The sequence below is a fragment of the Streptomyces varsoviensis genome (assembly GCF_000718635.1).
In the GTDB taxonomy this organism is placed as follows: domain Bacteria; phylum Actinomycetota; class Actinomycetes; order Streptomycetales; family Streptomycetaceae; genus Streptomyces; species Streptomyces varsoviensis.
Map to the genome: position 1 here is coordinate 331008 of NZ_JOBF01000013.1, position 21974 is coordinate 352981.

A 21974-nucleotide genomic window follows, 5' to 3' on the forward strand; every position below is an offset into this window, starting at 1 on the left:
TGCGGATTTGGTGCGGCTGAGTGTGACGGGTCGTACGGGGGCCGGTCGGTGGTTGAGGGCAGGATGGGTGGGTGACGAAGATCGAGAGTGAGACTGTTCCCACCCCCGCCGGTGACGCGCGCGTCACCTGGGGCCGGGCCCGTGAGCCTGGGCTGGTGTTGGCTGTGGGGCACGGGGCCGGTGGGGGGATCGAGGCGCGGGACCTGCGGGCGCTCGCGGCGGGCCTTCCCGCCCACGGGGTGACCGTCGCGCTGGTGGAGCAGCCCTGGCGGGTCGCCGGGAAGAAGGTGGCCCCCGCCCCGAAGGCGCTCGACGCTGCCTGGACGGCGCTGTGGCCCGTACTCGCCGCCGAGGGGCCGCCCGTCGTCGCGGGCGGGCGGAGCGCCGGGGCGCGCGTCGCGTGCCGGACCGCGCGGGAGCTGGGTGCCGCCGCCGTGCTCGCGCTGTCGTTCCCGCTGCACCCGCCCGGCAAGCCGGAGAAGTCACGGGCCGAGGAGCTGGCCGCGCCCGGTCCGCTGCCGACGCTCGTCGTGCAGGGCGGCCGCGACCCGTTCGGCCGCCCGGAGGAGTTTCCGGCCGGTACGGACGTCGTGACCGTGCCCTACGGGGACCACGGCTTCGCCGTGCCCAAGCGGGCCGACATCACCCAGGAGGAGGCCCTGGCGGGGCTCACGGACGCGGTCGCCGCGTGGCTGGACGGGCCCGTACGTGCATCCGTTCGCCCTGGCGCCCGAAAAGGCTGAGCACCTCCACGGGCTCGTCCCCGGCGGCCCCGAACCAGTGCGGCAGCCGGGTGTCGAACTCGGCGGCCTCCCCGGACCGCAGCCGGAGGTCCTGGTCGCCCAGGAGCAGCCGCAGCCGCCCGGAGAGTACGTAGAGCCATTCGTACCCCTCATGCGTCCGCAGGTCCGGATCGGCGTCGGACCGGTCGATGACCAGCTTGAACGCCTGGAGCCCGCCCGGCTGCCGGGTCAGCGGCACGAACGTCATCCCCTCCACCCGGCGCGGCACCGCCCTGATCCGCGGGTCGCCGACCTCCGGCGCGCCCACCAGCTCGTCCAGCGGCACCTGGAAGGCGCGGGAGAGCGGCAGCAGCAGTTCCAGGGAGGCGCGCCGGGCGCCGGACTCCAGCCGGGACAGCGTGGAGACCGAGACCCCGGTCTCCTGCGACAGCTCGGCCAGGGTGAGCCCGCGCTCTTGGCGTACCCGCCGCAGCCGCGGGCCGACGTCCGCCAGTACCTGTTCGTAGCCGCTCATCCCCTCATTGCAGGAACGGCAAGCCGATTTGTCAATCGAGGCCCGTAATGACGCCGGCGTTCCGCTCGCCGGGAATGAGAACCGGGAGGCTGCTGTTGTGCCAGGCGTAGGTACGTACAGGCACGCTCAGAGGAATGGGGACTTCCCGCATGGGTTCGATCGCATGCCCGTCACGCCCGCAGGCCGCCGAGGCCCAGTGGTCGACGCTGCGGGTGGACCAGCCCGGCATGGCTGGAGCGGCGGCCGGACCGGATCGTCGTCTATTCTCCGATTCGAGCGGGTCCGCATCCGGTCCCGCCACCGTCTTGGAGGAGGTGGGTCCGGTCACTGGGACCGACGCAGGGACCGATGACGGCCAGGCGCGGGAGCCCGCGACGCCCGCGGAGAGCGCCCTGGAGCGGAACGCGCGCTTCGAGCGGGACGCCCTCACCTTCCTCGACCAGATGTACTCCGCGGCGCTGCGCATGACGCGCAACCCCGCGGACGCCGAGGACCTGGTGCAGGAGACGTACGCCAAGGCGTACGCGTCCTTCCACCAGTTCCGGGACGGCACGAACCTCAAGGCGTGGCTGTATCGCATCCTGACCAACACCTTCATCAACTCCTACCGCAAGAAGCAGCGCGAGCCGCTGCGCAGCGGCTCGGAGGAGATCGAGGACTGGCAGCTCGCGCGCGCCGAGTCGCACATGTCGACCGGGCTGCGCTCCGCCGAGTCGCAGGCGCTCGACCATCTGCCGGACTCCGACGTGAAGGCCGCCCTCCAGGCGATCCCCGAGGAGTTCCGGATAGCGGTGTATCTCGCGGACGTCGAGGGCTTTGCGTACAAGGAGATCGCCGACATCATGGGTACGCCCATCGGCACGGTCATGTCGCGCCTGCACCGTGGGCGCCGCCAACTGCGCGGCATGCTGGAGGACTACGCCCGTGAGCGCGGGCTCGTCCCGGCAGGAGCCGCGACCGCTTCGAACGCGTCGGACGAGTCGCACGACGGGAAAGGCTCGGACTCATGAGTTGCGGAGAGCCGCACGAGACGGATTGCTCAGAGGTCCTCAGCCATCTCTACGAGTTCCTCGACCACGAGATGCCGGACGGTGACTGCGCCAAGTTCGAGGTGCACATAGACGAGTGCTCCCCCTGCCTGGAGAAGTACGGCCTGGAGCAGGCCGTGAAGAAGCTCGTCAAGCGCTGCTGCGGCCACGACGACGTACCGGCGGACCTGCGGGCCAAGGTCATGGGGCGGATCGAGCTGATCCGCTCCGGCCAGTCGGTGCCGGACATGGACGTGGTGGCCGAGGCGCGGGCCGCCGAGGCCAAGGCCGCCGCCGAGCGGGCGGCGGCCGAGGGCAAGGAGGCCCGGGAGGCGCAGAACGCCCACGAGGCCCAGGAGGCCAAGGGCGGCGCCGAACCGCGGCTGGGCGTCCAGCCTCCGGGGCTGTCCGCCACGTAGGGCGGCTGTCCGCCACGTGGGCCGCCGGCCCGGCGCTGCCGCGGCGCGCGCTGGCACTGCCGCCAGTTTTCGCCCGGCTCGCCCTGGGGCCCGCCGGAACTGCCGCTGGTCCCTAGCCGACACTGCCGTCGGCTGTCCCCGCATAGCCGTACTTTTCACTCGAAGGGGTGCTTTCGGGCGGCCCGCTCGGGCCAATTCGCGGATGTGGCCCACCGGCCTGATGACCCGGCCTATTCTCCCCATCTCGACGCGCAAGCCGACGGGACGGGGAGAGTTTCATGCGCACACTTCCGGCCACGGCCCGCGCGTACCTCCTGTGCGTCGGGTTCACCGCCGTCCTCTGCGCCGCCCCGGCGCTGCGATCCGGCCGGGCCGCCCCCTGGGGCACGGTCGTCGCGCTCGCCGCGCTCTACGCGCTGTGCGAGCGGCTCGCCCGCCGGCCGCCGATGGGCCGGACCGGTGCCGGCGCCTTCTTCCCAGTGCTGCTGGCGGCGGCCTTCCTGCTGCCGCCGCCGCTCGCCGGGCTCGTCGCCGTGCCCGGCGCGCTCGCGAGCCCCGTCGAGCGGAGCCCGGCCCGCGTACGGCGGCTCTGGCACGCGGCCCGGCTCTCCATCGCCGTGCACGCCGCCTCCCACGTCTTCGCGCTCGGCGCGCACCGCACGGTCACCGCGCCCGACTTCCCGTACGTCCTGCTGCCCGCCGCGGCCGCCGCGCTGGCCTTCTCCGTCGTCTCCGCCCTCCTCGACGGCGGCATCCTCGTCACCGCCGAGCGCAGCTCCCCGCGCACCGCCTGGCGCGCCCCGCTGCTCGGCTCGCTCGCGCCGCACCTGGTGCACGGGTTGGCCGGGCTGATGATGGCCGTCCTGTGGCACTCCACGTACGGGCCGGTGGCCGCGCTTCTCGTGCTGCTGCCGATGTACATCTCCTGCTGGGTCCTCGCCCAGTACCACCGCGAGCGTGCCGCGCACCAGGCCACGATCCGGGCCCTGGTGCAGGCCGTCGACATCAAGGACCGGTACACGCGCGGCCACAGCGAGCGCGTCGGCCGCGCGTCCGTGCTGATCGCCCGCGAACTGGGCATGGACGGCGACCGCCTCGAAGCGCTGCGCTTCGCTGGCATCCTGCACGACGTCGGCAAACTCGGCGTCCCCACGCGGCTGTTGCGCAAGAACGGGCCGCTCACCCCGCAGGAGCGGCGCGTCATCGAGCTGCACCCCGAGTACGGGCACGAGATGGTGCGCGGCATCGGCTTCCTCGACGAGGCCCGCGCGGCGATCCTCCACCACCACGAGCGGCTGGACGGCAGCGGCTACCCCTATGGGCTGAGCGGCCATCACATCCCTTTGTTCGCGCGGGTGGTGGCCGTCGCGGACGCCTTCGACGCGATGACGTCGACCCGTTCGTACCGCCGCGGCCGGCCCGTGGCGGCGGCCGTCGAGGAGCTGCGGCGCTGCGCCGGTACGCAGTTCGACCCGCTCATGGTCGGCGCCCTCGCGCGCGCCCTGGACCGCCACGGCTGGCATCCGGCGGTGACCGCGGACGCGGCCGGCGCGGCCGGGGCGGCTGGTGCGGTCGGCGACGTCCCCGATGACCTCAGCGGAAACGTGCCTTCAGGGGCCCTCCCGGGGGTTCTGCCGGGAGTCCTGCCGGGGGCCCTGAGAGCGGTCTCGCCGGCCTCCCAGGGCGTCGGGACGCGCGCTCCCGAGGACTCCCCCCGGCGGCCGTTCCCCGGCCCCAGGGGCGGCACCCGGTGAGCCGGGAGAGCGCGGCGCGCCCGTACGCCACTCCGCACGCCCCCTACGCCCCGCACGCCCCCTACGTCGTCGCCGTCCTGTACTGCGCCGCGGGCGCGCTCGCCGCCGTCTCCCTCGCCGGGACGCTGCGGAGCGGCATCACCGACCCGCACGTCGCGCTCGCCTTCGGCGGCTTGATCGCCGTCGGCGAACTGGCCCGGCAGGGCGCCGGAGCACACCCCGGCGACCGCGAACCCGCGCCGCTCGCCGCCGCGGGGGCGCTCGCCTACGCCCTGCTCGGCGAGACCGACCGCCACCCCACCTCGCACGGCGCCCTCCAAGTGCTCGCCGTCGTCCTCGCCGCCACCCTCGCCGGGGCCGCGCCCCGCCTGGCGGCCGGCCGCGGCCCGGTCCTGGACCACCTCGTACGCCGCCTGCTGACCGTCGGGTTCGCCGCCACCTGCTTCCAACCGCTCTACAACACCGGCGCCTTGGCCCGGTGGCCCGGCCACGGCCCGTACTACGCCCTCTTCCTGCTACTCCTGCTCGCCCTCACGGCCCTGTGCGACGCCGTGCTCCGCGCCGCCCTCGCCCGCGCCCGCACCGGCTGGCCGTACGGGCCGCTGCTCCGCGACGAACTGCGCGGGCTGCTCGGCGTGGGCTCGGCGATCTGCGCGACCGGGGTGGTCATCGCGCTCGCCGTGGCCGTGGCCGGGCTGTGGGCGCTGCCCGTCTTCTGCGTGCCCCTGCTGCTGACGCAGTTCTCGCTGCGCCGCCACGGGGCCGTACGGGCCACGTACGCGCAGACCATCGCCTCCCTCGCCCGGTGCACCGAGATCGCCGGGTACACGCCCGCCGGCCACGCCCGGCGCGTCGCGGCGCTCGGCCGGGCCGTCGGCCGCGAGCTGGGGCTGTCCGAACCGGAACTGACCGTGCTGGAGTACGCGGCCCTGATGCACGACATCGGCCAGCTCTCCCTGGTCGACCCGGTGCCCGCCGGGGCGACCGAGCCGCTGCCGCCCTCCGAGCAGCGCCGCATAGCCCTGCTGGGCGGCGCGGTGGTGCGGCAGACGGGGGTGCCGGAGGAGGTCGCCGCGGTGGTGGAACGGCAGGCCGATCCGTACCGCGACCAGCCGCTCACCGCCCGTATCGTCCGTACCGTCAACGCGTACGACGACCTTGTCGGCCGCTTCGCCGAGGACGGCGCGCACGGCCCGTACGGCCCGCTGCGGGCCCTGGAACGGCTGCGGCTGGCCACGGGGCGGGACTACGCGCCCGCGGTCGTGGAGGCCCTGGCACGCGTACTGGCGCGCGGCGGCGACGTGCGGTAGGGGCGCATGGACGGCCGGCTCGTACCGCTGCCCGTACCGTGCTCGTACTGTCGCTCGTACCTCTGCTCGTAGCGCCCGCTCGTACCGCTGACGGGGCCGGTGCGGCGCCGTCCGGGGCCGCCGAAGATCAACGGAACCCACGGGTAATGAGCGCCCGCCCGCAGGGGCATGGTTGGATGCGAAGACAGGGGTGTCGGACGCGTCGCAGATGGCAAGAAGCTGTGATGGGTCCCCTCCTCGAACGGGAACAGAGGGGCCGGGCTGAGATGTCCGTCAATGTGTGGCAGGTTGGCGTCAGGGAGGACGCGGCCGGTCGCTGTGGCGGCTGGGCGCGGGACCACGGAGAAACCGGCAGGCGGGAATCGTGAGGATCTTCGGCAAGGTACGGCATCGGCCTTCCGCCTCGTGGCGGCAGGCGACCGACCGCGCGTTCACGCTCATCGGCGACGGCCGGTACGAGGACGCGGGCGCGCTGCTCACGCGCGCCGCCGACATGGAGCCGTGGCTCTCGGAGTCCTGGTTCAACCTGGCGCTGCTGCACAAGTTCCGGCACGACTGGGACCAGGCGCGCGCCGCCGGGCTGCGGGCCGTCGCCCTCCTCGACCGCGAGGCCGGCGCCCCCGACTGGTGGAACGTCGGCATCGCCGCCACCGCCCTCCAGGACTGGCCGCTCGCCCGCCGAGCCTGGCAGGCGTACGGGCTCCGGGTGCCCAGCGTCGGCGCCCCCTCGGGCGAACCCCTCGGCATGGAGCTGGGCAGCGCCGCCGTACGGCTGTCGCCGGAGGGCGAGGCCGAGGTCGTCTGGGGCCGCCGCCTGGACCCGGCCCGTATCGAGGTGCTGTCCATCCCGCTGCCGTCCTCCGGGCGGCGCTGGGGCGAGGTCGTGCTGCACGACGGGGTGCCGCACGGCGAGCGCACCACCGCGGCGGGCCCCTCGTACCCCGTGTTCGACGAGATCGAGCTGTGGGCCCCCTCGCCCGTACCCACCTGGGTGGTCCTCCTGGAGGCCGCCACGGAGGCCGACCGGGACGCCCTGGAGCGGCTGGCGGCCGACGCCGGGTTCGCGGCCGAGGACTGGTCCTCCTCCGTGCGCCTGCTGTGCCGTACGTGCTCCGAGAGCCGTATGCCCAGCGACGAGGGCGAGGGCGAGCATCTGGACCCGCACGACCACAGCGAACCGGGCCACCCCGGCCCGCTGGGCCACCGCACGGCCGGCTCCGGCTCGCTGTGGGTGCCCGAGCGCGAGTGCGGCATCGCGGCGCCCTCCGGGCTCGTACGGGGCCTGCTGGACGGCTGGGTCGCCGACAGCCCGGACTCCCGCGAGTGGCGGGATCTGGAAGAGGTCTGCTGACCCGCGGCGGGGCCCCGTACCCTGTATCAGCAGCCTTTTCGGCTGCTGATTTGTAGCGTGGGTTTTTCCAGAGAGGCGTGCGGCGAACATGGCGCAGCAAGACACTGAGCGGCAGTCGGTCGACGAGTTCTTCGACGACACGGTGGACGCCGAGGCGCGCGAGGCCGCGCACCGCGAGCGCGGCACGTCCCGGCCGATCACCGTCGTCGGCAATCCGGTGCTGCACAAGGAGTGCCAGGACGTCACCGAGTTCGGCGACGACCTCGCGCGGCTCATCGACGACATGTTCGCGAGCCAGCGCACCGCCGAGGGCGTCGGCCTCGCCGCCAACCAGATCGGCGTCGACCTCAAGGTCTTCGTCTACGACTGCCCCGACGACGAGGGCGTACGTCACGTGGGCGCGGTCTGCAACCCGGTCCTCGACGAGCTGCCGGCCGCCGAGCGCGTCCTCGACGACTCCAACGAGGGCTGCCTCTCGGTTCCCACGGCGTACGCGCCGCTGGCCCGCCCCGACTACGCGATCGTCCGCGGCCAGGACCCCCAGGGCAACCCCATCGCCGTCCAGGGCACCGGCTACTTCGCCCGCTGCCTCCAGCACGAGACCGACCACCTCTACGGCTACCTCTACATCGACCGCCTCTCCAAGCGGGACCGCAAGGACGCGCTGCGGCAGATGGCGGAGGGCACGCCGCGGTATCCGGTGGTGGAGAACGTCTGACCTTCAGCTCAGGCGCAGCGCCCGTAGGACGGCGTCGTGCGTGTGGTGGGTGCCCTCGGGCGGCGGTGTGGTGCGGGGGCGGGTCTCGTTGACGACGATGCCCCAGGCGGGACCGAGGAGTTGGGCGATGTCGCCCGGCTGGTAGTACTCGGCGGCGGTGTTCGGGCCCGGGCCCGGGGCCGGGAGCGGGTGGGTGGCGTAGAGAAGGGTGCCGCCCGGGGCGACGGCGGCGAGCAGGCCGCACAGCGCGCGGTGGTCCGGCTCGCGGCGCAGCGGGAAATAATGCATGGACACCAGGTCGAAGGCGCCCGCCGGGGGCGGCGTGGCGGCCAGATCGTCCCGCGCCCAGGCCACGCGGTCCCTGACCTCGGCGTCGGCTTCGGCTGCCGCGGCGGCCCGCCGCAGCGCGACCTCGGACACGTCCACCGCCGTGACCCGCCACCCCCGCCGCGCCAGCCACACCGCGTCGGCGCCCTCACCGCACCCGACGTCGAGCGCCTGCCCCGGCCGCAGCCCGGCCGCCTCGGCGACGAGCACCGGGTTGGGATTCCCGCTGAACACCTGATCGCGGCTGCGGTACATGTCATCCCAGTGTCGGGCGTCCATGGCATTCGTCCTCTCGCCTGCGGCGTTCCTGTAGTGAGGCCACGGTGCGCGCCCACCGGGAGCCGAGCAAACCTCTTTGCGGAATCCGCAAAAGGTGGGGCCGGGCTGGGGCCTTTGAAGGCTCTCCTTGATGAATGCGCGGCCGATACGGTCGGCCGGCTGGTGCGGTAGCCGGTACGGTCCACCGAGATCGGGCGGCGGCTCGAAGGCGGCTCGAAGACGGCTCGCGGGGCGAGCGCACGCGCAACGGCTGGTATTACTGGGGCATGCAGGAAGAGACGGCACGTTCCGCGATCGACACGTTCATCTCCGCGTTCAACGCCTCGGACGACAGCTATGTGACGGCCCTGCTCTCCCAGGCCCTGACCTCGGACGTGGTCTTCTGGGGGCCGTTGGGCCGCAGCGAAGGAATCGCGGCGGTCGAGCGATTCGTCCTCGACATCCGGCGCCACCCTGCGGGGACCGGCACGATGGTGCGCTGCTCAGCGGTGGACATGCCCGACGAGTGGGCCCGGTACCAATGGGTCTTCACCACACCGCACGGAGGCCCCCGCCTGGCCGGAACCGACGTCGTCCATCTGCGGCGGAGCCTCATCGACCAGATCATCGTCTTCGCGGGAGAGATCGAGCCGGCCGCCTCCTGAGCCGTCTTACATCCAACCGTCACCACCGCCGACCCGGCGAACCTACGCGGTCACAGCACTAGGGCTAGGCAGCGGTTCGGTACGCGCCGCCGGGAGCCCTGAGTTCGAACCAGAGCATCTTCCCCCGCTTGCCGAAGAGATCATCGCCGAGCAGATAGCTCCCCCACCTGTCGGCGCACGCCTGCACGAGCAGCAGCCCGCGCCCGCCTTCTCCATCCCGGTCGCATTCCCTGGCAGGGGTGGCAGGGGTCAGGCGCTTGCGGAACTGTGTCGGAATCTCGGGATTCGTATCCCACACGCTCACTCGAAGCCGCTCGACCTCCATGCCGTGCAGCCGAAGGGAGGAGGGCCCGCCGGAGTGCAGGTACGCGTTAGTGACCAGCTCGCTGGTCAACAGCTCGGCTGTGTCGACGAGTTCGCTTATGGCGTGTCGGGAGAGAACGGCCCGCAGGGTCGTCCGTGCCACGCCCGCTGCGCGCGGGTCGTGAGGGAGATCGAGGGTGTACGTCCAGGGCTGCTGCGAAGATACGGTTGCCATGGAGCCTCCTGGCGGGAGGTGGAGTTGGAGCCGATTCGACTGCGTGGCGCTGGCAGTTGAAGGGGCGAGTCAAGCCACACGTTAGCGCCTGGTGTGTAAGGTATTCCATCGATGCAGAGGAATGCCTTACAGATCCCCTCGTGTGAGTGACGAGGGGCATTCTGTTCGCGCGAAGAGAGGGCACTCATGCCGTCGGTCAGTTCCCCCACGCTGAGACAGCAACGCCTGGGTGCTGAACTGCGCAAACTACGGGAACGGGCGGGTCTGTCCTCAACCGCTGCCGCCAGTCTGCTCGGTGGCAACCAGGCACGGATCAGCAACATCGAAGCGGGCCGGTACGCGGTGAGCGCGGACCGCGTACGCACTCTGGCCGGCAACTACACATGCCCGGACCCGGACTACGTCGACGCGCTCGCCGGTATGACCGGCACGAGGAAGCGTGGTTGGTGGGAGGAGTACCGGGAGCTCCTACCGAAAACGCTACTGGACCTCGCCGAGCTCGAACATCACTCGACAGCCGTGCGTGTAGCGGTGGTGGTCCATATCCCCGGACTGCTCCAGACCACTGAATACGCTCGCGCGACATTCCGCGAGAATCTCCCACCCCTGCGCCCGCACGAGGTCGAACACCGTGTCTCGTACCGCATCAAACGCCAAGCGATCCTCTTCGGGGCCAACCCGGCCCCCTACACCGCGATCGTGCACGAAGCGGCTCTGCGAATGGGCCATGGCGGCCCGAGGGTCACGAGCGAGCAGCTTGACCACCTCAATGAGATGAGCGAACACAGTCACATTTCCGTCTTGGTCATCCCGTTCGGCGAAGCCTCGTTTCCCATCTCGGGTCAGCCCATCACATATGCCGGCGGCCCGGTGCCCCAGCTCGACACGGTGGTGGTCGATACGGAGATGGGCTGCGACTTCCTGGACGCCGAAGCGCAGTTGACGAAGTACACCTCGGTACTGGACCGCATGGAATCCCGAGCCCTGGGCCCGACCCAGTCGCGGGACCTGATCCACCGCATCGCACAAGAGACTCGCAAGGGATGAGCATGCCTCCGCTTACTTGGCAGAAGTCCTCATACAGCAACGAGGGGGCCAACTGCATTTACGTGGCCGTGGCTCCTGGAGGAACTGTCCACATCCGCGAAAGTGACGCGCCTGAATCCCTCCTCACCACCAGGCCCGATGTGCTGCGCACCCTCATATCGGCCATTAAGGCCGGCCAGTTGGTGTTTGGCTGAAGACGACGGTCGGCCCGTCGTACGTGGTGAGTACCTGAACCTGGAAGCTGCGCGAGGGGAAGTTTCGGGCGAGGGCGGCTTCCCAGGAATGGGCGACTGCTTGCGCGATATCTTGGAGCGCGGCCTCGTCCTCGGCGGAATCGGTGCAATCGATGGCGTAGCCCAGGACGAGCCGGTTGAGCAGGTCCTCGATCCTGGGTACGTCGCCGTTCAGCTTCGTGTACCACTCTTCGAAGTTGCTCGGCTTGTACACGCGTTTCCGAAGGACGCAGTCGCGCACTACTACGAATTCGGGGTTCATGAAGTGGGAGAAAGCGAGCCACATTCCTATCGTGCAGTTGTCCGTCAGGAAGTCGACGGCGTCGAGGTTTCCTGTGTAGCCGTCAAGCCAAGACTTGATTTCGGAATGCTCTTTCGGGTCCACGGTTTCCTCTGCTAGTGGCCGATTGGAATCTCGTCCGGTCGGGCCGGCCTCGTCTCGCCCCAATTGTAATACGTCTTGCCGGTCTTCGGGTTTACGTGCTTTTCCATCGGTACCACGTGAGGTGGCGCGATTCCGTTGTGCACGGCAGAGTCGGGGTCTATGTCCACTCGCTTGGACATCGCCCCGTCGGCGTCGTAGACCGCGTAAGCCGTCACACTCCCGTCCTGTTTGCGGCGGACAAGAGTCTCATTCGGCTGTGCTGTCTTCGGGAAGCGGCCCTGGTGGTGGGTCGCGCCGGATAGGTCCAGGGTCCCGCACTTCAGCCCGAGCGCGTCCGACAGCGTCAACGGGTTGAGCACGTAGCGGTGATGGTTCGGGGCCGGTTCGAGGCCCAGCGGGTCCGGGCTGATGTAGCGGGCGGTTTCGGGGTCGTAGTGGCGGAAGTAGTTGTAGTGGAGGCCGGTTTCCGGGTCGGCGTATTGGCCGGGGAAGCGGAGAGGGCAGTCGGCGGTGTTGGTGTCCGTTGGGGACGGGAAACGCGAGCCCCACAGCGTGGTGCGGTGTTGCCAGGCCACCTCGGCCGAGGGGGTTATCAACTCCAGTGGTGTGCCGGCCGGGTCGGTGATGATGGCGTGGAAGTGCGTGGTCTCGGAGGGGTCCGAGAGGGTCGCGTATTTTGTTATCAGGGATTCGCCCGGCTCGCGGGTGAGGGGGCGGTGGTCGGTTTGGGTGAGGGGGCGGTGGGTGTCGGGGGCGTAGTCCCAGGTGGTGGCTCGGCCGGTGGGGGAGAGCTGTTCCGCCAGGCGGCTTTCGTCCCAGGTGAAGGTTGTTTCCGCCGCCACAGTGCCGTCTTCGCCGAGGCGCTGTTTGGATATTCGGCGGCCCAAGGGGTCGTACGTGTAGTGCCAGGTATCGCCCTCCGGGGTTACCGCATCCGTCAGGCGGTCTTCCGCGTTCCACCTGTACGTCCACGTTCTTACCTGGCCGTTGAGGAGTTTGCGGGTTTTGCGGATGAGGCGGCCTTGCGCGTCGTGTTCGTAGCGGGTGCGGCCCGCTCGCCGAATCAGCGTGCCGGTGAATTCTCGGTCGCCGGGTGATTCATGGGCCGGGGCCTCGGCCCGCGTCAGGTTCCCAGCGCCGTCATAGGCGTAGCGCTCCGTCCAGCCGTGGGCGTTCACGCCCGTTACCCGGCCCATCGGGTCGAGGTCGAATCGGCGCGTTCCCGAGGTCAGTTCGCGGATTTCGGTGAGGTGGCCGTCCGGGCGGTAGGCGTACGTCCGGTGTTGCAGCAAGCCGGCCGCTTCAGGGGTGTGGATGCTCTGCGTGGTCAGGCGGTCGTTCTTGTCCCAGGTCTGCGTCAGGCTCGCGCCGCCGGCCAGGGAGCGTTCCAATTCCCTTCCCGCCGCGTCGTACGCGAAGGTCAACGAACCGGCTTCCGAGTGGAGTTCGGTCGGCCTGCCCTCCGCGTCGTACGTCCACTCCGACGTCAGGCCCGACGGCGTCACCCTCCGCGTGCGGCGGCCCAGCGCGTCGTACTCGTACCGGGTGGCGCGGCCGTTCACCGTCTCCAGGACCGGCCGGCCCAGCGCGTCCCGCTCTATGGTCAGTGCCGCGTCCGCGTTCGTCGCGCCGGCCAGGCCGCCGGCGGCGTCGTACGCGTACGTCGTGATCTCGTCGGCGTCGGCGTCGGCGCCGGTGCGCTGTCCCACCACGCGCCCCAGCACGTCCCGCTCGAAGCGCAGCGTCTCGCCCGCCCCGTTCGTCCGGGAGATCAGTCCGCCCGCCGCGTCGTGCTCGTACGTCAGGGTGCGGCCGTTGAAGTCGGTCTCCGAGGCGAGGCGGCCCGCTTCGTCGTACGTGTACGACCAGGTCAGCCCTTGGGGGTTGGTGACCTCGGTCAGGCGCAGCTCCGTGTCGTACGCGAAGGCGTACCGCGTGCCGTCCGGGTCCGTCCGCGTCGCCGGTACGTCGAAGTGGGTGGAGGTCCGCCGGGTGGTGTTGCCGGCGGCGTCCGTGTGGGTCAGGAGGTTGCCCTCGCCGTCCCACGTCCAGGTCTCGTGCGTACCGTCCGGGTGTTCGCGGCGGCTCGGCTTGGACTCGGTGGTCCAGGCCATCCGGATGGTGTGCCCCAGCGGGTCGACGCTCTCGACCACGCGGCCGAAGGCGTCGCGGCGGACCGTGGTCGTGTGCCCCAGCGCGTCCGTCACCGCGACCGGGAGCCCCGCCGCGTCGCACGTCGCCGTCCGCGTGTGGCCGAGGGCGTCCGTGACCGATGCCAGGTGGCCGGCGGAGTCGTGCGCGTAATGCGTCTGCGCCCCGGTCGGGTCCGTTGTCGCGAGGACGTTGCCGCGCTCGTCGTACGCATGCCGCCAGACCGCGCCGCCCGGCTCGACGACCTCCAGCGGCCGGCACAGGTCGTTGTACGTGGCCCGGGCCGCCGCGCCGTCCGGCAGCGTCAGCTCGGTGAGATTGCCCGCCTCGTCGTACGCGTAGCGCGTCGTACGGCCCAGGGGGTCCGTGGTGGAGAGGGGGTTCTCGCCCCGGGCGTCCCACTCGGTCAGCGTGACGTGGCCCAGGGGGTCGGTCTCCGCGATCACCTGGCCGTCCGCGTTGTACCGGCAGGTCGTCCGGTGGCCGAGCGAGTCCGTGTACGTCGTCGTGCGCGCGGCGTCGTCGTAGGCGAAGGAGCCGTTGAAGACCCCGTCGCTGCCGTCGGTACGGACCACCCGCCCCCGGCCGTCGTAGATGTACGCGAAGGAGGTGCCGTTGCGGTCGGTCCAGGAGGTGATCCGGTCTTCGGCGTCGTAGGTGAAGCGCAGGGGCTTGCCGCTGGAGTTGATGACCTCGGCGAGGTTGCCGACCGCGTCGTAGCCGTAGCGCAGCACCACCGTCCCGCCGCCGGGGGACGGGCGTTGGTGCTCGTACGGCGACGGTGCCTCGTCCAGCAGGCGCAGCGCCGTGACCCGCGGGCCCTCGGTGTCCACGGCCAGGTAGTAGCCGCCCGAGTGACGGAGCCCCGTCGGGGCCCCGCCCGCCCCGCGCTCCACGTCGATGCGCGCGCCATTCCGGTCCGACCAGGACTCCAGCGGCAGGTGCACCGCGCCCTCGGCCGCGCTGGGGGCGATGTGACTGAAGGTGCGTACGACGCCGGTGTGCGGGTCGGTGACGGTGATGACGCCGTCCGGGCGGCCGTCCCACTCCAGCGGCCAGCGCGCGCCCTTCGAGGGGAAGACCCCCTCGCCCGGCCGCGGCACCGGGTACACCAGCCGCATCCCGTCCGCCGCCGCGAACACCACGCCCCGCGCGTCGAGCTGCAACGTCTCGTCCAGCGTCGAGACCCAGGTGGGGCCGAAGCACGTACCCGCCCGGTACGAGGACAGATGCGTACGCTCGAAGAGCAGCGGCAGGCTCCCCGGCAGCTCCACATCCGTGTGCGTCATCAGCATCGCCCCGGTGGCCACGTCCACCGGCTCGCCCTTGCAGGGCGTCTTGTCCGCCGGACGGGCAAACGGCCCCTCTTCGATGAGGTTGGGGCGCAGGTCCGGGCGGAGCAGGTTCTTGTACCCGCCGAACTGCCCGGCCCGTGAGGTGATCGGGCCGACGCCGCCGAACAGCCCGCCCCAGACCATGCCGCTCTCCGCGGCGTTGGAGACCTCGGTCAGGCTGAAACCGTGCTGCTGGCCCAGCGCGATGCGGACCGGCTGGGCGACGGCCGCGTCGATGGTCATCGAGAAGACGCCCTCGTAGACGGCGCCGGTCAGCATGCCGGCGGCGATCGCCGCGACCGATGCCTCGACCTCGACGCCCAGGCCGGCGGCCATCTCGATGATCCCGGCGGCGACCTCGTCCGACCCGCCCGCGGTGACGACGGTCAGCAGCACCCCGCCCGCGATGGCGAGCGCGTCGATGCCGATCTGCTCCCACAGCGTCTTGATGGCGTCGTCGACCGTGTCGGCGAACTTCTCCAGCGCCTCGGCCATCTTCCGGGACGCCTTGGCGAGGTCGCTGAGCCAGCCGCCGTCCGCGCCCTTGGCGTAGCGCTCCCAGAAGGTCCGGAAGGCGTCGATCGCCTCGCCCTTGTTGTTGTGGATGAGGGAGGTGGCCTCCCGGTTCGTCGCGCCCCGTACGTCGTCGACGCTGTCGGCGAACGTACGCCACGCGTCCGCGGCGTGCCGCAGGGTCCCGGAATTGGCGTCAGGCCACCACATGCCGAGCTTGAGGAGGATCTTCTTGGCCTCGTCCTCGATGCTCATTCGGCGCCCTTGCCGTGGCCCCCGCCGCCCTGGTGCTTCTCCTTCGTGAAGATCCCGGCGATCACCTCATCGTTGTCGACATGCCCGTCCGCCATGTCGTCGAGCGCCTCGTGGATGCTCACCAGCCCGAGGACGGCGATGCCCGCCACCCGCTCCAACTGCTTCTGGTTGGGGCTGTAGTCCTTGCCGAACTTCTTGCCCGGCTTGTCGTCGCCCCACGGCTCGCCGTACCCGTCCAACGTCGTGATCAGCAGCTTCAGCGCCTTGCTCAGCGCCACGCTCTGCTTCTGGAAGACGGGCGCCGCCGATTTGATGTCCGCCGTCTTGATGTTCAGTACCTTGCCGCTGTCGTGGCCCTCGCCCACCGCGCGCCGCCTCCCCCGTAAAACCAAGCCCCTCGCAAACCTTCAGCGTAGGAAGCGAGTGCCATGGGGCTGCCAATGGGGCGCAATGGATGAGTAAAGGGGGCGGGGGTCGTGGAGTGACATGCGGCACGGGGTGCGGCCTCATCGAAGTGCCGCACCCCGTATGCCCGTTGATCGCCGATCAGCGGACTACTCCGGCTACTCCGCCTACTTCACGTACTCCGCCTACTTCACGTACTTCGCCTACTTCGTCAGTTTCGCCAGCGAGCCCGGGTAGAGGTACTTCTTCTCCGGGATCTTGGTGCTGTGCACCCAGGCGTTGAAGAAGCCGGTGAGGTCCTTTCCGGAGACCTTCTGGGCGAGCTTTTCGAACTGCGGCCAGGTCGCGTTGGAGCCGCGATGGTCGTGGGTCCACTGCTTGAGCGTCGCGAAGAACGCCTTGTCGCCTACGGTGCGGCGCAGGGCGTGGATCATCAGCGACCCCTTGTCGTACAACGCCGGGTCCAATTCCCTGCCCTTTCCGGGGTCGTAGAGCTTTACGCCCCAGTACTCGGGGTTGTTCTTCTGCTCCTCGACGGTGTCGTGGTAGAAGTACCCGTCGATGTCGGCGCCCTTGTGCTCCTCCCAGAGCTGGCTGGCGTACTGCGCGAAGCATTCGTTGAGGCAGCCGTTGCGCCAGTCGGCGACCGTGACGCTGTCGCCGAACCACTGGTGGGCGTCCTCGTGGGTCATCGACATGTCGAACATCGACCCGTCGTACGTGGGGCGGGTCTGCGTCTCAAGGGCTCCCGGGCCGTCGCCGTCGCCGCCGCTCACGACGATGCCGCCGGCGGAGGAGAACGGGTACGGGCCGAATTTCGACGAGAAGAAGTCGAGGATGTCCGGGAGCAGCCCCTCCCATTTCTGGCTCGCCGCCTCGGTGCCGGGGCTGTACGCGTGAATGACGGGCGTACCGTCCTTGAGCTTCGAGTGGTGCACGGTGAATTTGTCGACGGCGAAGGCGGTCAGATAGGTGGCCACCGGGCTGTCCTCGCGCCAGCGGAAGGTCTTGGTGGCCTTGCCGTCGGCGCTCTCGCCGGTGGTGGTCTTGCCGGGCAGTCCGCTGCCGATCGCGGTCCAACCGTCCGGGACGGTCGCCGTGAGCTGGAAGGTGGCTTTGTTCGACGGGTGGTCATTGCTCGGGTACCAGTCCCGCGAGGAATGCGGCTCCCCGGATACGTACGCGCCGCCGTCTTTCATGGTGTTCCAGGCGCCGCCGACCGGTTTGCCGGCGTAGCGGACGCGGACCGTGAACTTCTTTCCCTTGGCGAGTCGCCGGCCGGGGGTGATGTCCAGCTTGTGTTCGCCGGAGCGGGAGAAGGATTTCGCGGGGGCGCCGTCGATGTCGACGGAGGCGACGGTGAAGCCCTTCAGGTCCAGGCTGAAGCGGTCCAGGTCCTCGGTGGCCTTGGCGGTGACGGTGGTGTCGCCGTCGAGGTAGCGGGTGCGGGCGGGGTCGTAGCCGACGCGCACGTCGTAGTGCGAGACCCGGTAGCCGGAGTTGCCGTCGTCGGGGTAGTAGGGGTCGCCCACGCCGCTGCCGCCGATGGCGGCGGAGGCGGGGCCGGTGGAGAGGGCGAGGCTGCCGACGAGCGCGCCGAGCAGGGCGAAGCGGTGGGGTGTACGCATGAGGTGGCGTCCGTTCCTGTCGGCGTCAGCGGGTGGTGGTGGCGAGCTTCCAGACCACGTTGGCGATGGCGTTGGCGCTCATGGTCTCGGTCTTCGGGTCCACGTTGTCGATGCGGTCGCACGCCTCGTGCAGGCAGTTCCCGACGCCCGTGGTGAAGCCGGAGGTGGGGATTCCGGCCTTCCCGAACGACTCGTGGTCCGAGCCGCCGACGCCGATGTCGAAGGTGGGGAGCTTCTTGGCCGCGAAATAGTCCTCGAACGCGTCCGTGGCCTCCTTGCCGTCGTGCACGACGAGCCACTGCCGCACGTTCTTGGAGCCGGTCATGTCGAAGTTCAGATAGGTGTCGATCTTCTTGCGCTCGGCGGCCGGGAGCTTCTTGAGGTACCGCGCGGAACCGACCAGTCCCTCCTCCTCCGCGTCCCACCACGCGAACCGCAGATGCCGCTTCGGCTTCAGATGCCCCTTGGCCACGGCCTGGGCCGTGGCCAGAACGGCGGCCGAGCCGGACCCGTTGTCGTTGATCCCCGGCCCCGCCGGGACGCTGTCGAGGTGCGCGCCCGCGAACAGCGTGTGGTTCGCGTCCCCACCCGGCCAGTCCGCGATGAGGTTGTGGCCGACGGCCCCCTTGTACGTGAAGGAGTCGACGCGGGTCTTGAAGCCCGCCTTGTCGAGCACGCCCTTCACGTATTCCAGCGACTGCTCATGCCCCTTGGTGCCGAAGGCGCGGTTTCCGCCGTCGCGGTCCGCGATCTTCTGGAGGGCGTTCAGGTGCGGCATGACGTCCTGCTCCGAGATGGCGGGCGGCCCCGCCTGGGTACGGGCCGGGTCGGCCCCAGCGGGCACGGCCCCGGTCCCGAGCAGCACGAGCCCGAGCCCCACGGCCCCGACCGTGTACGTACGACGGCTGGCCAACTTCATGGACACTCCTCCAGTCGGTCGAAACTCCAGCACCGAAAAGTGCCTTCGCCGACCAGACGCCCGACGGGGGCCGGGGTTGCGCCGCCCGCTCCGCGTATCACCCCGCGAGCTGAAACCACACGGCTTTCCCTGGCCCCGGCCCGTGCGCGCACACCCCCCACTCCGACGCGCACGCCCCGATGAGCAGCAGCCCCCGCCCGTTCTCCCGCGCGTCGCTCGGCGCGCTCTCCTTGGGCAGGCCCGGAGCCTCCTTGGGCAGGCCCGGAGCCCCGTCGTGGACCAGTACGCGCAGCGATCCTCCGACGTCCCACTCGGCGTAGAGCGTCACGGGAACCGAACACCCGCTGCCGATACAGGCGTTGACGGCGTTGGTGACGGCTTCGGAGGTGAGGAGTACGGCGACGTCGACGAGATCGGCCCGGCCCGCGGCCGCGAGTGCCGTGCGCATGGCCTGGCGGGCGGTATGGACCCACCCGGGGCGGGGTGGGAAGACGAGGGAGAAGTCTGGCCGCGGGGGTTCGGCGGTCGCGGTGCTGGGACACATGCGTGACTCCTTTGGTCACGGGGGGCCCAGTCCCCTGGCGGGCGCGGTCGCGTAGGCGCGGACATGTCGACGTGCTGAGGACACGTTGTGCGTACACGCCTACGGGACGCTTCCGGTTTACGCCGGGGCGGGCGATTCGTCTTCGACAGTAGGGAAGAGATTTCGTAAGTTACAACCGCTTCCGCGCTATCTCCCTCGGACGAGTGGGTCCGCAGCGCCTGCGTGGACTGGCAGTTGAGGGCGCGCGAGACTGTGCGGCGAGGTGAGGAGGGTGGATGCCACCGAGGAGTCAACCGAGCGAACGGCAGCGACGGCTAGGTGTCGAACTGCGAAAGCTGCGTATCGGCGCCGGGCTTTCGGGGGATCAGGCCGCGGCGATCATCGACGCGGACCGCCAACGCGTCAGCAATATCGAGGCCGGCCGTGTTGACGTGCCACGCAATGGCCTGCACAAGCTGCTCCGCGCCTACGGCTGCTCGGAGGGACCGCTCTTCGAGGGGCTCATGGCGATGGCACAGGACCGGGGGAAGGGCTGGTGGGATTCCTATGCGGATGTCATGGGGCGGCCAGCACTTGACCTGGCCGAATTGGAATCCCAGTCCGTCAGTATCCGGTCTCACGAACTGCTGCTCATCCCGGGCCTATTCCAGACTGTTGACTACGCGCGAGCCGTCTGCGAAACCGCTGACGGCCGCGAGGAGGTCGTGGGTCGGTATGTGGAGTTCCGCATTGCCCGACAGCAGATCCTCTATCGTGATACGCCCGTGGCCTGTCACGCCGTGATCCATGAAGCAGCGCTCCACACGCGGGCAGGCAGCCCCCGCACCATGCGGCAGCAACTGAGTCGGCTCATCGAGATGGCCCGGCTCCCCAATGTCACGGTGCAGATCTTCCCGTTCGAGGCGGGCGCGTACTCCGCGATCAGCCGTGCCTTCGTCATCTTCGGCCGCGCGACGCCGGACCTCGACACCGTGCGCCTGGAGCGTCCGGTCAACTCTGCAGTCCTGCGGGACGAGGATCAGGCGGGCAAGTACAAGAGGATTTTCGACAAGCTGACCGAGTTGGCGCTACCACCGGTTGACCCTGATACCCGCCCTGAGTCCCATGAAGCCCGGGATTCCTTGAGCCTCATTCAACATGTCATGTATGCCCTCTGAAGGAGTCACATGTCCAGCTTCATATGGCAGAAGTCGTCGTTCAGCGGTAGTGGCCAGGACGACTGCGTGGAGGTGGCGGCCGGGCTCGACGGCCGTATCCATGTCCGTGAGAGCGATGAGCCGGAGGCGGTGCTGGCGGCGAGTCGTTCCGCCTGGGGGGCGTTTCTCAGGAGCGTCAAGGCGGGTGGCTGAGGCGGTACGCGGCGTAGGAGGAGAGCCATGCCCAAGCTCATATGGCAGAAGTCGTCGTACAGCACCAGCGGGCAGGATGACTGCGTCGAGGTGGCGGTTGGGCCCGACGGTCGTATTCGTGTCCGTGAGAGCGATGCCCCGGATGTGGTACTGGCGGCGAGTCGTTCTGCCTGGGGGGCGTTGCTCAAGAGCATCAAAGCAGGTGGCTGAGGCGGTACGCGTCGTGAAAGGAAGGCCATGCCAGAGCCTCGTCAGTGGCAGAAGTCGAGCTTCAGCGGAGGCAGCACCAACGGTGAGTGCGTCGAAGTAGCGGCCGGGCTCGACGGCCGTATCCGTGTCCGTGAGAGCGACGCCCCAGACACCGTACTGGCGGCCGACCGCGCCGCCTGGAGCGCGTTCCTCAAGGCCGTCAAAGCCGAGAGCTGAGCCGCCGACGCGCCGGCGGGGGCATCCCCCAGCCGGCGCGTCGGCTCAGCCCGGTCCCGTACGGAACGGGACCGATCAGAAGTCGTCGTCGAAGGAGACCGAGCCCTCCACCGCCGTCTGGTAAGCAGACGCGCGGCGCTCGAAGAAGTTCGTCAGTTCCTGGACGTTCTGGAGTTCCATGAAGGAGAAGGGGTTCTCCGAGCCGTAGACGGGCGGGAAGCCGAGGCGCTGGAGGCGCTGGTCGGCTACGCACTGGAGGTACTCGCGCATGGAGTCGGTGTTCATGCCGGGGAGGCCGTCGCCGCACAGGTCGCGGCCGAATTGGAGTTCCGCCTCGACGGCCTCCTTGAGCATGGCGGTGACCTGGTGTTCCAGCTCGTCGTCGAAGAGGTCCGGCTCCTCTTCGCGGACGGTGTCGACGACCGAGAACGCGAAGTTCATATGCATCGTCTCGTCGCGGAAAACCCAGTTGGTTCCGGTGGCGAGGCCGTGCAGGAGGCCGCGGGAGCGGAACCAGTAGACGTAGGCGAAGGCGCCGTAGAAGAACAGGCCCTCGATGCACGCCGCGAAGCAGATGAGGTTGAGCAGGAAGCGGCGGCGGTCGGCCTTCGACTCCAGGCGGTCGATGTTCTCGACGGAGTCCATCCACTTGAAGCAGAACTGCGCCTTCTCCCGGATGGACGGGATGTTCTCGACGGCGGCGAACGCCGCCGCGCGGTCCTCCGGGTCGGGGAGGTAGGTGTCGAGCAGCGTCAGATAGAACTGGACGTGCACGGCCTCCTCGAAGAGCTGCCGCGACAAGTACAGCCGGGCCTCGGGGGAGTTGATGTGCTTGTAGAGCGTCAGGACGAGGTTGTTCGCCACGATCGAGTCGCCGGTCGCGAAGAACGCGACGAGCCGGCCGATCATGTGCTGCTCGCCCGGCGACAGCTTGGCGAGGTCGGCGACGTCGGAGTGGAGGTCGACCTCCTCGACGGTCCAGGTGTTCTTGATCGCGTCGCGGTAGCGGTCGTAGAAGTCCGGGTAGCGCATCGGGCGCAGGGTCAGCTCGAAGCCCGGGTCGAGGAGGTTCTTGGTGCCGGTGGTGGCAGTGGTGGCGGTGTGGGTGGCCGCGGCGCCGGTGTCGGGGGACGCGTTCTTCTCGGGTGCGGTGGTCATCG

Annotated in this window: 24 protein-coding genes; 14 read left to right on the forward strand and 10 right to left on the reverse strand. The window is 70.0% G+C overall.

Annotation, left to right across the window (positions count from 1 at the left end; all coding sequences use genetic code 11):
* Positions 1-80 precede the first annotated feature (80 nt).
* Positions 81-743, forward strand: a complete 663-nt coding sequence (locus IF55_RS20065; protein ID WP_037963651.1) for an alpha/beta hydrolase family protein — start codon at positions 81-83, stop codon at positions 741-743.
* Here the strand turns inward: IF55_RS20065 and IF55_RS20070 are convergent.
* A complete protein-coding gene (locus IF55_RS20070) occupies positions 670-1257 on the reverse strand; it encodes a helix-turn-helix domain-containing protein (RefSeq protein WP_030878580.1) in 588 nt (195 codons plus the stop codon). The genes IF55_RS20065 and IF55_RS20070 overlap by 74 nt on opposite strands.
* A 314-nt stretch (positions 1258-1571) precedes the next feature.
* On the opposite strand from IF55_RS20070, the gene IF55_RS20075 reads away from it, so the two are divergent.
* The 6 genes from IF55_RS20075 (at position 1572) to def (ending at position 7837) form a co-directional block, all read left to right on the forward strand.
* A complete protein-coding gene (locus tag IF55_RS20075; protein WP_030878583.1) occupies positions 1572-2267 on the forward strand; it encodes a sigma-70 family RNA polymerase sigma factor in 696 nt (231 codons plus the stop codon).
* Complete coding sequence (gene rsrA, locus IF55_RS20080) at positions 2264-2704, forward strand: mycothiol system anti-sigma-R factor (protein ID WP_078644759.1); 441 nt, start codon at positions 2264-2266, stop codon at positions 2702-2704. The genes IF55_RS20075 and rsrA overlap by 4 nt, the downstream gene beginning before the upstream one ends.
* A gap of 278 nt (positions 2705-2982) precedes the next feature.
* Positions 2983-4458: an HD-GYP domain-containing protein gene (locus IF55_RS20085; RefSeq protein WP_078644762.1), complete on the forward strand. Its 1476-nt coding sequence runs from the start codon at positions 2983-2985 to the stop codon at positions 4456-4458.
* A 77-nt stretch (positions 4459-4535) separates the two neighbouring features.
* The gene (locus IF55_RS20090; RefSeq protein ID WP_030878589.1) at positions 4536-5768 is read left to right on the forward strand and encodes an HD-GYP domain-containing protein; all 1233 of its coding nucleotides are present in this window, start codon (positions 4536-4538) and stop codon (positions 5766-5768) included.
* A 364-nt stretch (positions 5769-6132) separates the two neighbouring features.
* On the forward strand, positions 6133-7119 hold the full coding sequence (locus IF55_RS20095) for a tetratricopeptide repeat protein (RefSeq protein WP_030878592.1): 987 nt from the start codon (positions 6133-6135) through the stop codon (positions 7117-7119).
* 88 nt (positions 7120-7207) lie between these two features.
* Complete coding sequence (gene def / locus IF55_RS20100; protein WP_030878594.1) at positions 7208-7837, forward strand: peptide deformylase; 630 nt, start codon at positions 7208-7210, stop codon at positions 7835-7837.
* Positions 7838-7840: 3 nt separating this feature from the next.
* Here def and IF55_RS20105 read toward each other — a convergent pair whose 3' ends face one another.
* Entirely contained in the window at positions 7841-8443 is a 603-nt protein-coding gene (locus tag IF55_RS20105) for a class I SAM-dependent methyltransferase (protein ID WP_030878597.1), read from the reverse strand.
* 266 nt (positions 8444-8709) lie between these two features.
* On the opposite strand from IF55_RS20105, the gene IF55_RS20110 reads away from it, so the two are divergent.
* Entirely contained in the window at positions 8710-9087 is a 378-nt protein-coding gene (locus IF55_RS20110) for a nuclear transport factor 2 family protein (RefSeq protein ID WP_030878600.1), read from the forward strand.
* Between the two features lie 64 nt (positions 9088-9151).
* Here the strand turns inward: IF55_RS20110 and IF55_RS20115 are convergent, their stop codons facing one another.
* Positions 9152-9625 carry an ATP-binding protein gene (locus IF55_RS20115; protein ID WP_030878604.1) on the reverse strand — a complete coding sequence of 158 codons (474 nt, stop codon included), beginning with the start codon at positions 9623-9625 and terminating at the stop codon, positions 9152-9154.
* A gap of 186 nt (positions 9626-9811) precedes the next feature.
* Here IF55_RS20115 and IF55_RS20120 point away from each other — a divergent pair, with 186 nt between their 5' ends.
* Positions 9812-10672 carry a helix-turn-helix domain-containing protein gene (locus tag IF55_RS20120; RefSeq protein WP_030878606.1) on the forward strand — a complete coding sequence of 287 codons (861 nt, stop codon included), beginning with the start codon at positions 9812-9814 and terminating at the stop codon, positions 10670-10672.
* A 2-nt stretch (positions 10673-10674) separates the two neighbouring features.
* Positions 10675-10866: a DUF397 domain-containing protein gene (locus IF55_RS37385; RefSeq protein ID WP_078644765.1), complete on the forward strand. Its 192-nt coding sequence runs from the start codon at positions 10675-10677 to the stop codon at positions 10864-10866.
* Here IF55_RS37385 and IF55_RS20125 read toward each other — a convergent pair.
* The 6 genes from IF55_RS20125 to IF55_RS20150 all read right to left on the reverse strand — a co-directional run bounded on the left by IF55_RS20125 (position 10838) and on the right by IF55_RS20150 (position 19039).
* Positions 10838-11290, reverse strand: coding sequence for a hypothetical protein (locus tag IF55_RS20125; RefSeq protein ID WP_048832208.1), 453 nt, complete (start codon positions 11288-11290; stop codon positions 10838-10840). The genes IF55_RS37385 and IF55_RS20125 overlap by 29 nt on opposite strands.
* Before the next feature lie 11 nt (positions 11291-11301).
* The gene (locus IF55_RS20130; RefSeq protein WP_078644768.1) at positions 11302-15543 is read right to left on the reverse strand and encodes a DUF6531 domain-containing protein; all 4242 of its coding nucleotides are present in this window, start codon (positions 15541-15543) and stop codon (positions 11302-11304) included.
* Positions 15540-15908, reverse strand: coding sequence for a hypothetical protein (locus IF55_RS20135; protein ID WP_030878615.1), 369 nt, complete (start codon positions 15906-15908; stop codon positions 15540-15542). The genes IF55_RS20130 and IF55_RS20135 overlap by 4 nt, the downstream gene beginning before the upstream one ends.
* 243 nt (positions 15909-16151) lie before the next feature.
* Positions 16152-17576: a M1 family metallopeptidase gene (locus IF55_RS20140; RefSeq protein WP_037963483.1), complete on the reverse strand. Its 1425-nt coding sequence runs from the start codon at positions 17574-17576 to the stop codon at positions 16152-16154.
* 25 nt (positions 17577-17601) lie between these two features.
* Positions 17602-18495: a M20/M25/M40 family metallo-hydrolase gene (locus IF55_RS20145; RefSeq protein ID WP_037963486.1), complete on the reverse strand. Its 894-nt coding sequence runs from the start codon at positions 18493-18495 to the stop codon at positions 17602-17604.
* A 97-nt stretch (positions 18496-18592) separates the two neighbouring features.
* Positions 18593-19039, reverse strand: a complete 447-nt coding sequence (locus tag IF55_RS20150) for an ATP-binding protein (protein WP_030878620.1) — start codon at positions 19037-19039, stop codon at positions 18593-18595.
* A 275-nt stretch (positions 19040-19314) separates the two neighbouring features.
* Between IF55_RS20150 and IF55_RS20155 the strand changes: the two genes are divergently transcribed.
* Genes IF55_RS20155 through IF55_RS20165 form a run of 4 tightly spaced genes read left to right on the forward strand, consistent with a single transcriptional unit; the run spans position 19315 to position 20814 of the window.
* Positions 19315-20196 carry a helix-turn-helix domain-containing protein gene (locus tag IF55_RS20155; protein ID WP_030878623.1) on the forward strand — a complete coding sequence of 294 codons (882 nt, stop codon included), beginning with the start codon at positions 19315-19317 and terminating at the stop codon, positions 20194-20196.
* Positions 20197-20205: 9 nt separating this feature from the next.
* On the forward strand, positions 20206-20388 hold the full coding sequence (locus IF55_RS20160; RefSeq protein ID WP_030878625.1) for a DUF397 domain-containing protein: 183 nt from the start codon (positions 20206-20208) through the stop codon (positions 20386-20388).
* Between the two features lie 27 nt (positions 20389-20415).
* Positions 20416-20598, forward strand: a complete 183-nt coding sequence (locus IF55_RS37390) for a DUF397 domain-containing protein (RefSeq protein WP_078644770.1) — start codon at positions 20416-20418, stop codon at positions 20596-20598.
* 27 nt (positions 20599-20625) lie between these two features.
* Entirely contained in the window at positions 20626-20814 is a 189-nt protein-coding gene (locus IF55_RS20165) for a DUF397 domain-containing protein (protein WP_030878629.1), read from the forward strand.
* A gap of 75 nt (positions 20815-20889) precedes the next feature.
* Here the strand turns inward: IF55_RS20165 and IF55_RS20170 are convergent, their stop codons facing one another.
* Entirely contained in the window at positions 20890-21972 is a 1083-nt protein-coding gene (locus IF55_RS20170; RefSeq protein WP_030878631.1) for a ribonucleotide-diphosphate reductase subunit beta, read from the reverse strand.
* Positions 21973-21974: the final 2 nt, after the last annotated feature.

Excerpts from the sequence above, each read along its gene's own strand:
- IF55_RS20110 (WP_030878600.1), top strand. The coding sequence starts at position 8,710 with ATGCAGGAAGAGACGGCACGTTCCGCGATCGACACGTTCATCTCCGCG.
- IF55_RS20120 (WP_030878606.1), top strand. The coding sequence starts at position 9,812 with ATGCCGTCGGTCAGTTCCCCCACGCTGAGACAGCAACGCCTGGGTGCT.
- IF55_RS20115 (WP_030878604.1), bottom strand. The coding sequence starts at position 9,625 with ATGGCAACCGTATCTTCGCAGCAGCCCTGGACGTACACCCTCGATCTC.
- IF55_RS20085 (WP_078644762.1), top strand. The coding sequence starts at position 2,983 with ATGCGCACACTTCCGGCCACGGCCCGCGCGTACCTCCTGTGCGTCGGG.
- IF55_RS37385 (WP_078644765.1), top strand. The coding sequence starts at position 10,675 with ATGCCTCCGCTTACTTGGCAGAAGTCCTCATACAGCAACGAGGGGGCC.
- IF55_RS20105 (WP_030878597.1), bottom strand. The coding sequence starts at position 8,443 with ATGGACGCCCGACACTGGGATGACATGTACCGCAGCCGCGATCAGGTG.
- IF55_RS20155 (WP_030878623.1), top strand. The coding sequence starts at position 19,315 with ATGCCACCGAGGAGTCAACCGAGCGAACGGCAGCGACGGCTAGGTGTC.
- IF55_RS20145 (WP_037963486.1), bottom strand. The coding sequence starts at position 18,495 with ATGAAGTTGGCCAGCCGTCGTACGTACACGGTCGGGGCCGTGGGGCTC.
- def (WP_030878594.1), top strand. The coding sequence starts at position 7,208 with ATGGCGCAGCAAGACACTGAGCGGCAGTCGGTCGACGAGTTCTTCGAC.
- IF55_RS20160 (WP_030878625.1), top strand. The coding sequence starts at position 20,206 with ATGTCCAGCTTCATATGGCAGAAGTCGTCGTTCAGCGGTAGTGGCCAG.
- rsrA (WP_078644759.1), top strand. The coding sequence starts at position 2,264 with ATGAGTTGCGGAGAGCCGCACGAGACGGATTGCTCAGAGGTCCTCAGC.
- IF55_RS20150 (WP_030878620.1), bottom strand. The coding sequence starts at position 19,039 with ATGTGTCCCAGCACCGCGACCGCCGAACCCCCGCGGCCAGACTTCTCC.
- IF55_RS20170 (WP_030878631.1), bottom strand. The coding sequence starts at position 21,972 with ATGACCACCGCACCCGAGAAGAACGCGTCCCCCGACACCGGCGCCGCG.
- IF55_RS37390 (WP_078644770.1), top strand. The coding sequence starts at position 20,416 with ATGCCCAAGCTCATATGGCAGAAGTCGTCGTACAGCACCAGCGGGCAG.
- IF55_RS20130 (WP_078644768.1), bottom strand. The coding sequence starts at position 15,543 with ATGAGCATCGAGGACGAGGCCAAGAAGATCCTCCTCAAGCTCGGCATG.
- IF55_RS20165 (WP_030878629.1), top strand. The coding sequence starts at position 20,626 with ATGCCAGAGCCTCGTCAGTGGCAGAAGTCGAGCTTCAGCGGAGGCAGC.
- IF55_RS20140 (WP_037963483.1), bottom strand. The coding sequence starts at position 17,576 with ATGCGTACACCCCACCGCTTCGCCCTGCTCGGCGCGCTCGTCGGCAGC.
- IF55_RS20070 (WP_030878580.1), bottom strand. The coding sequence starts at position 1,257 with ATGAGCGGCTACGAACAGGTACTGGCGGACGTCGGCCCGCGGCTGCGG.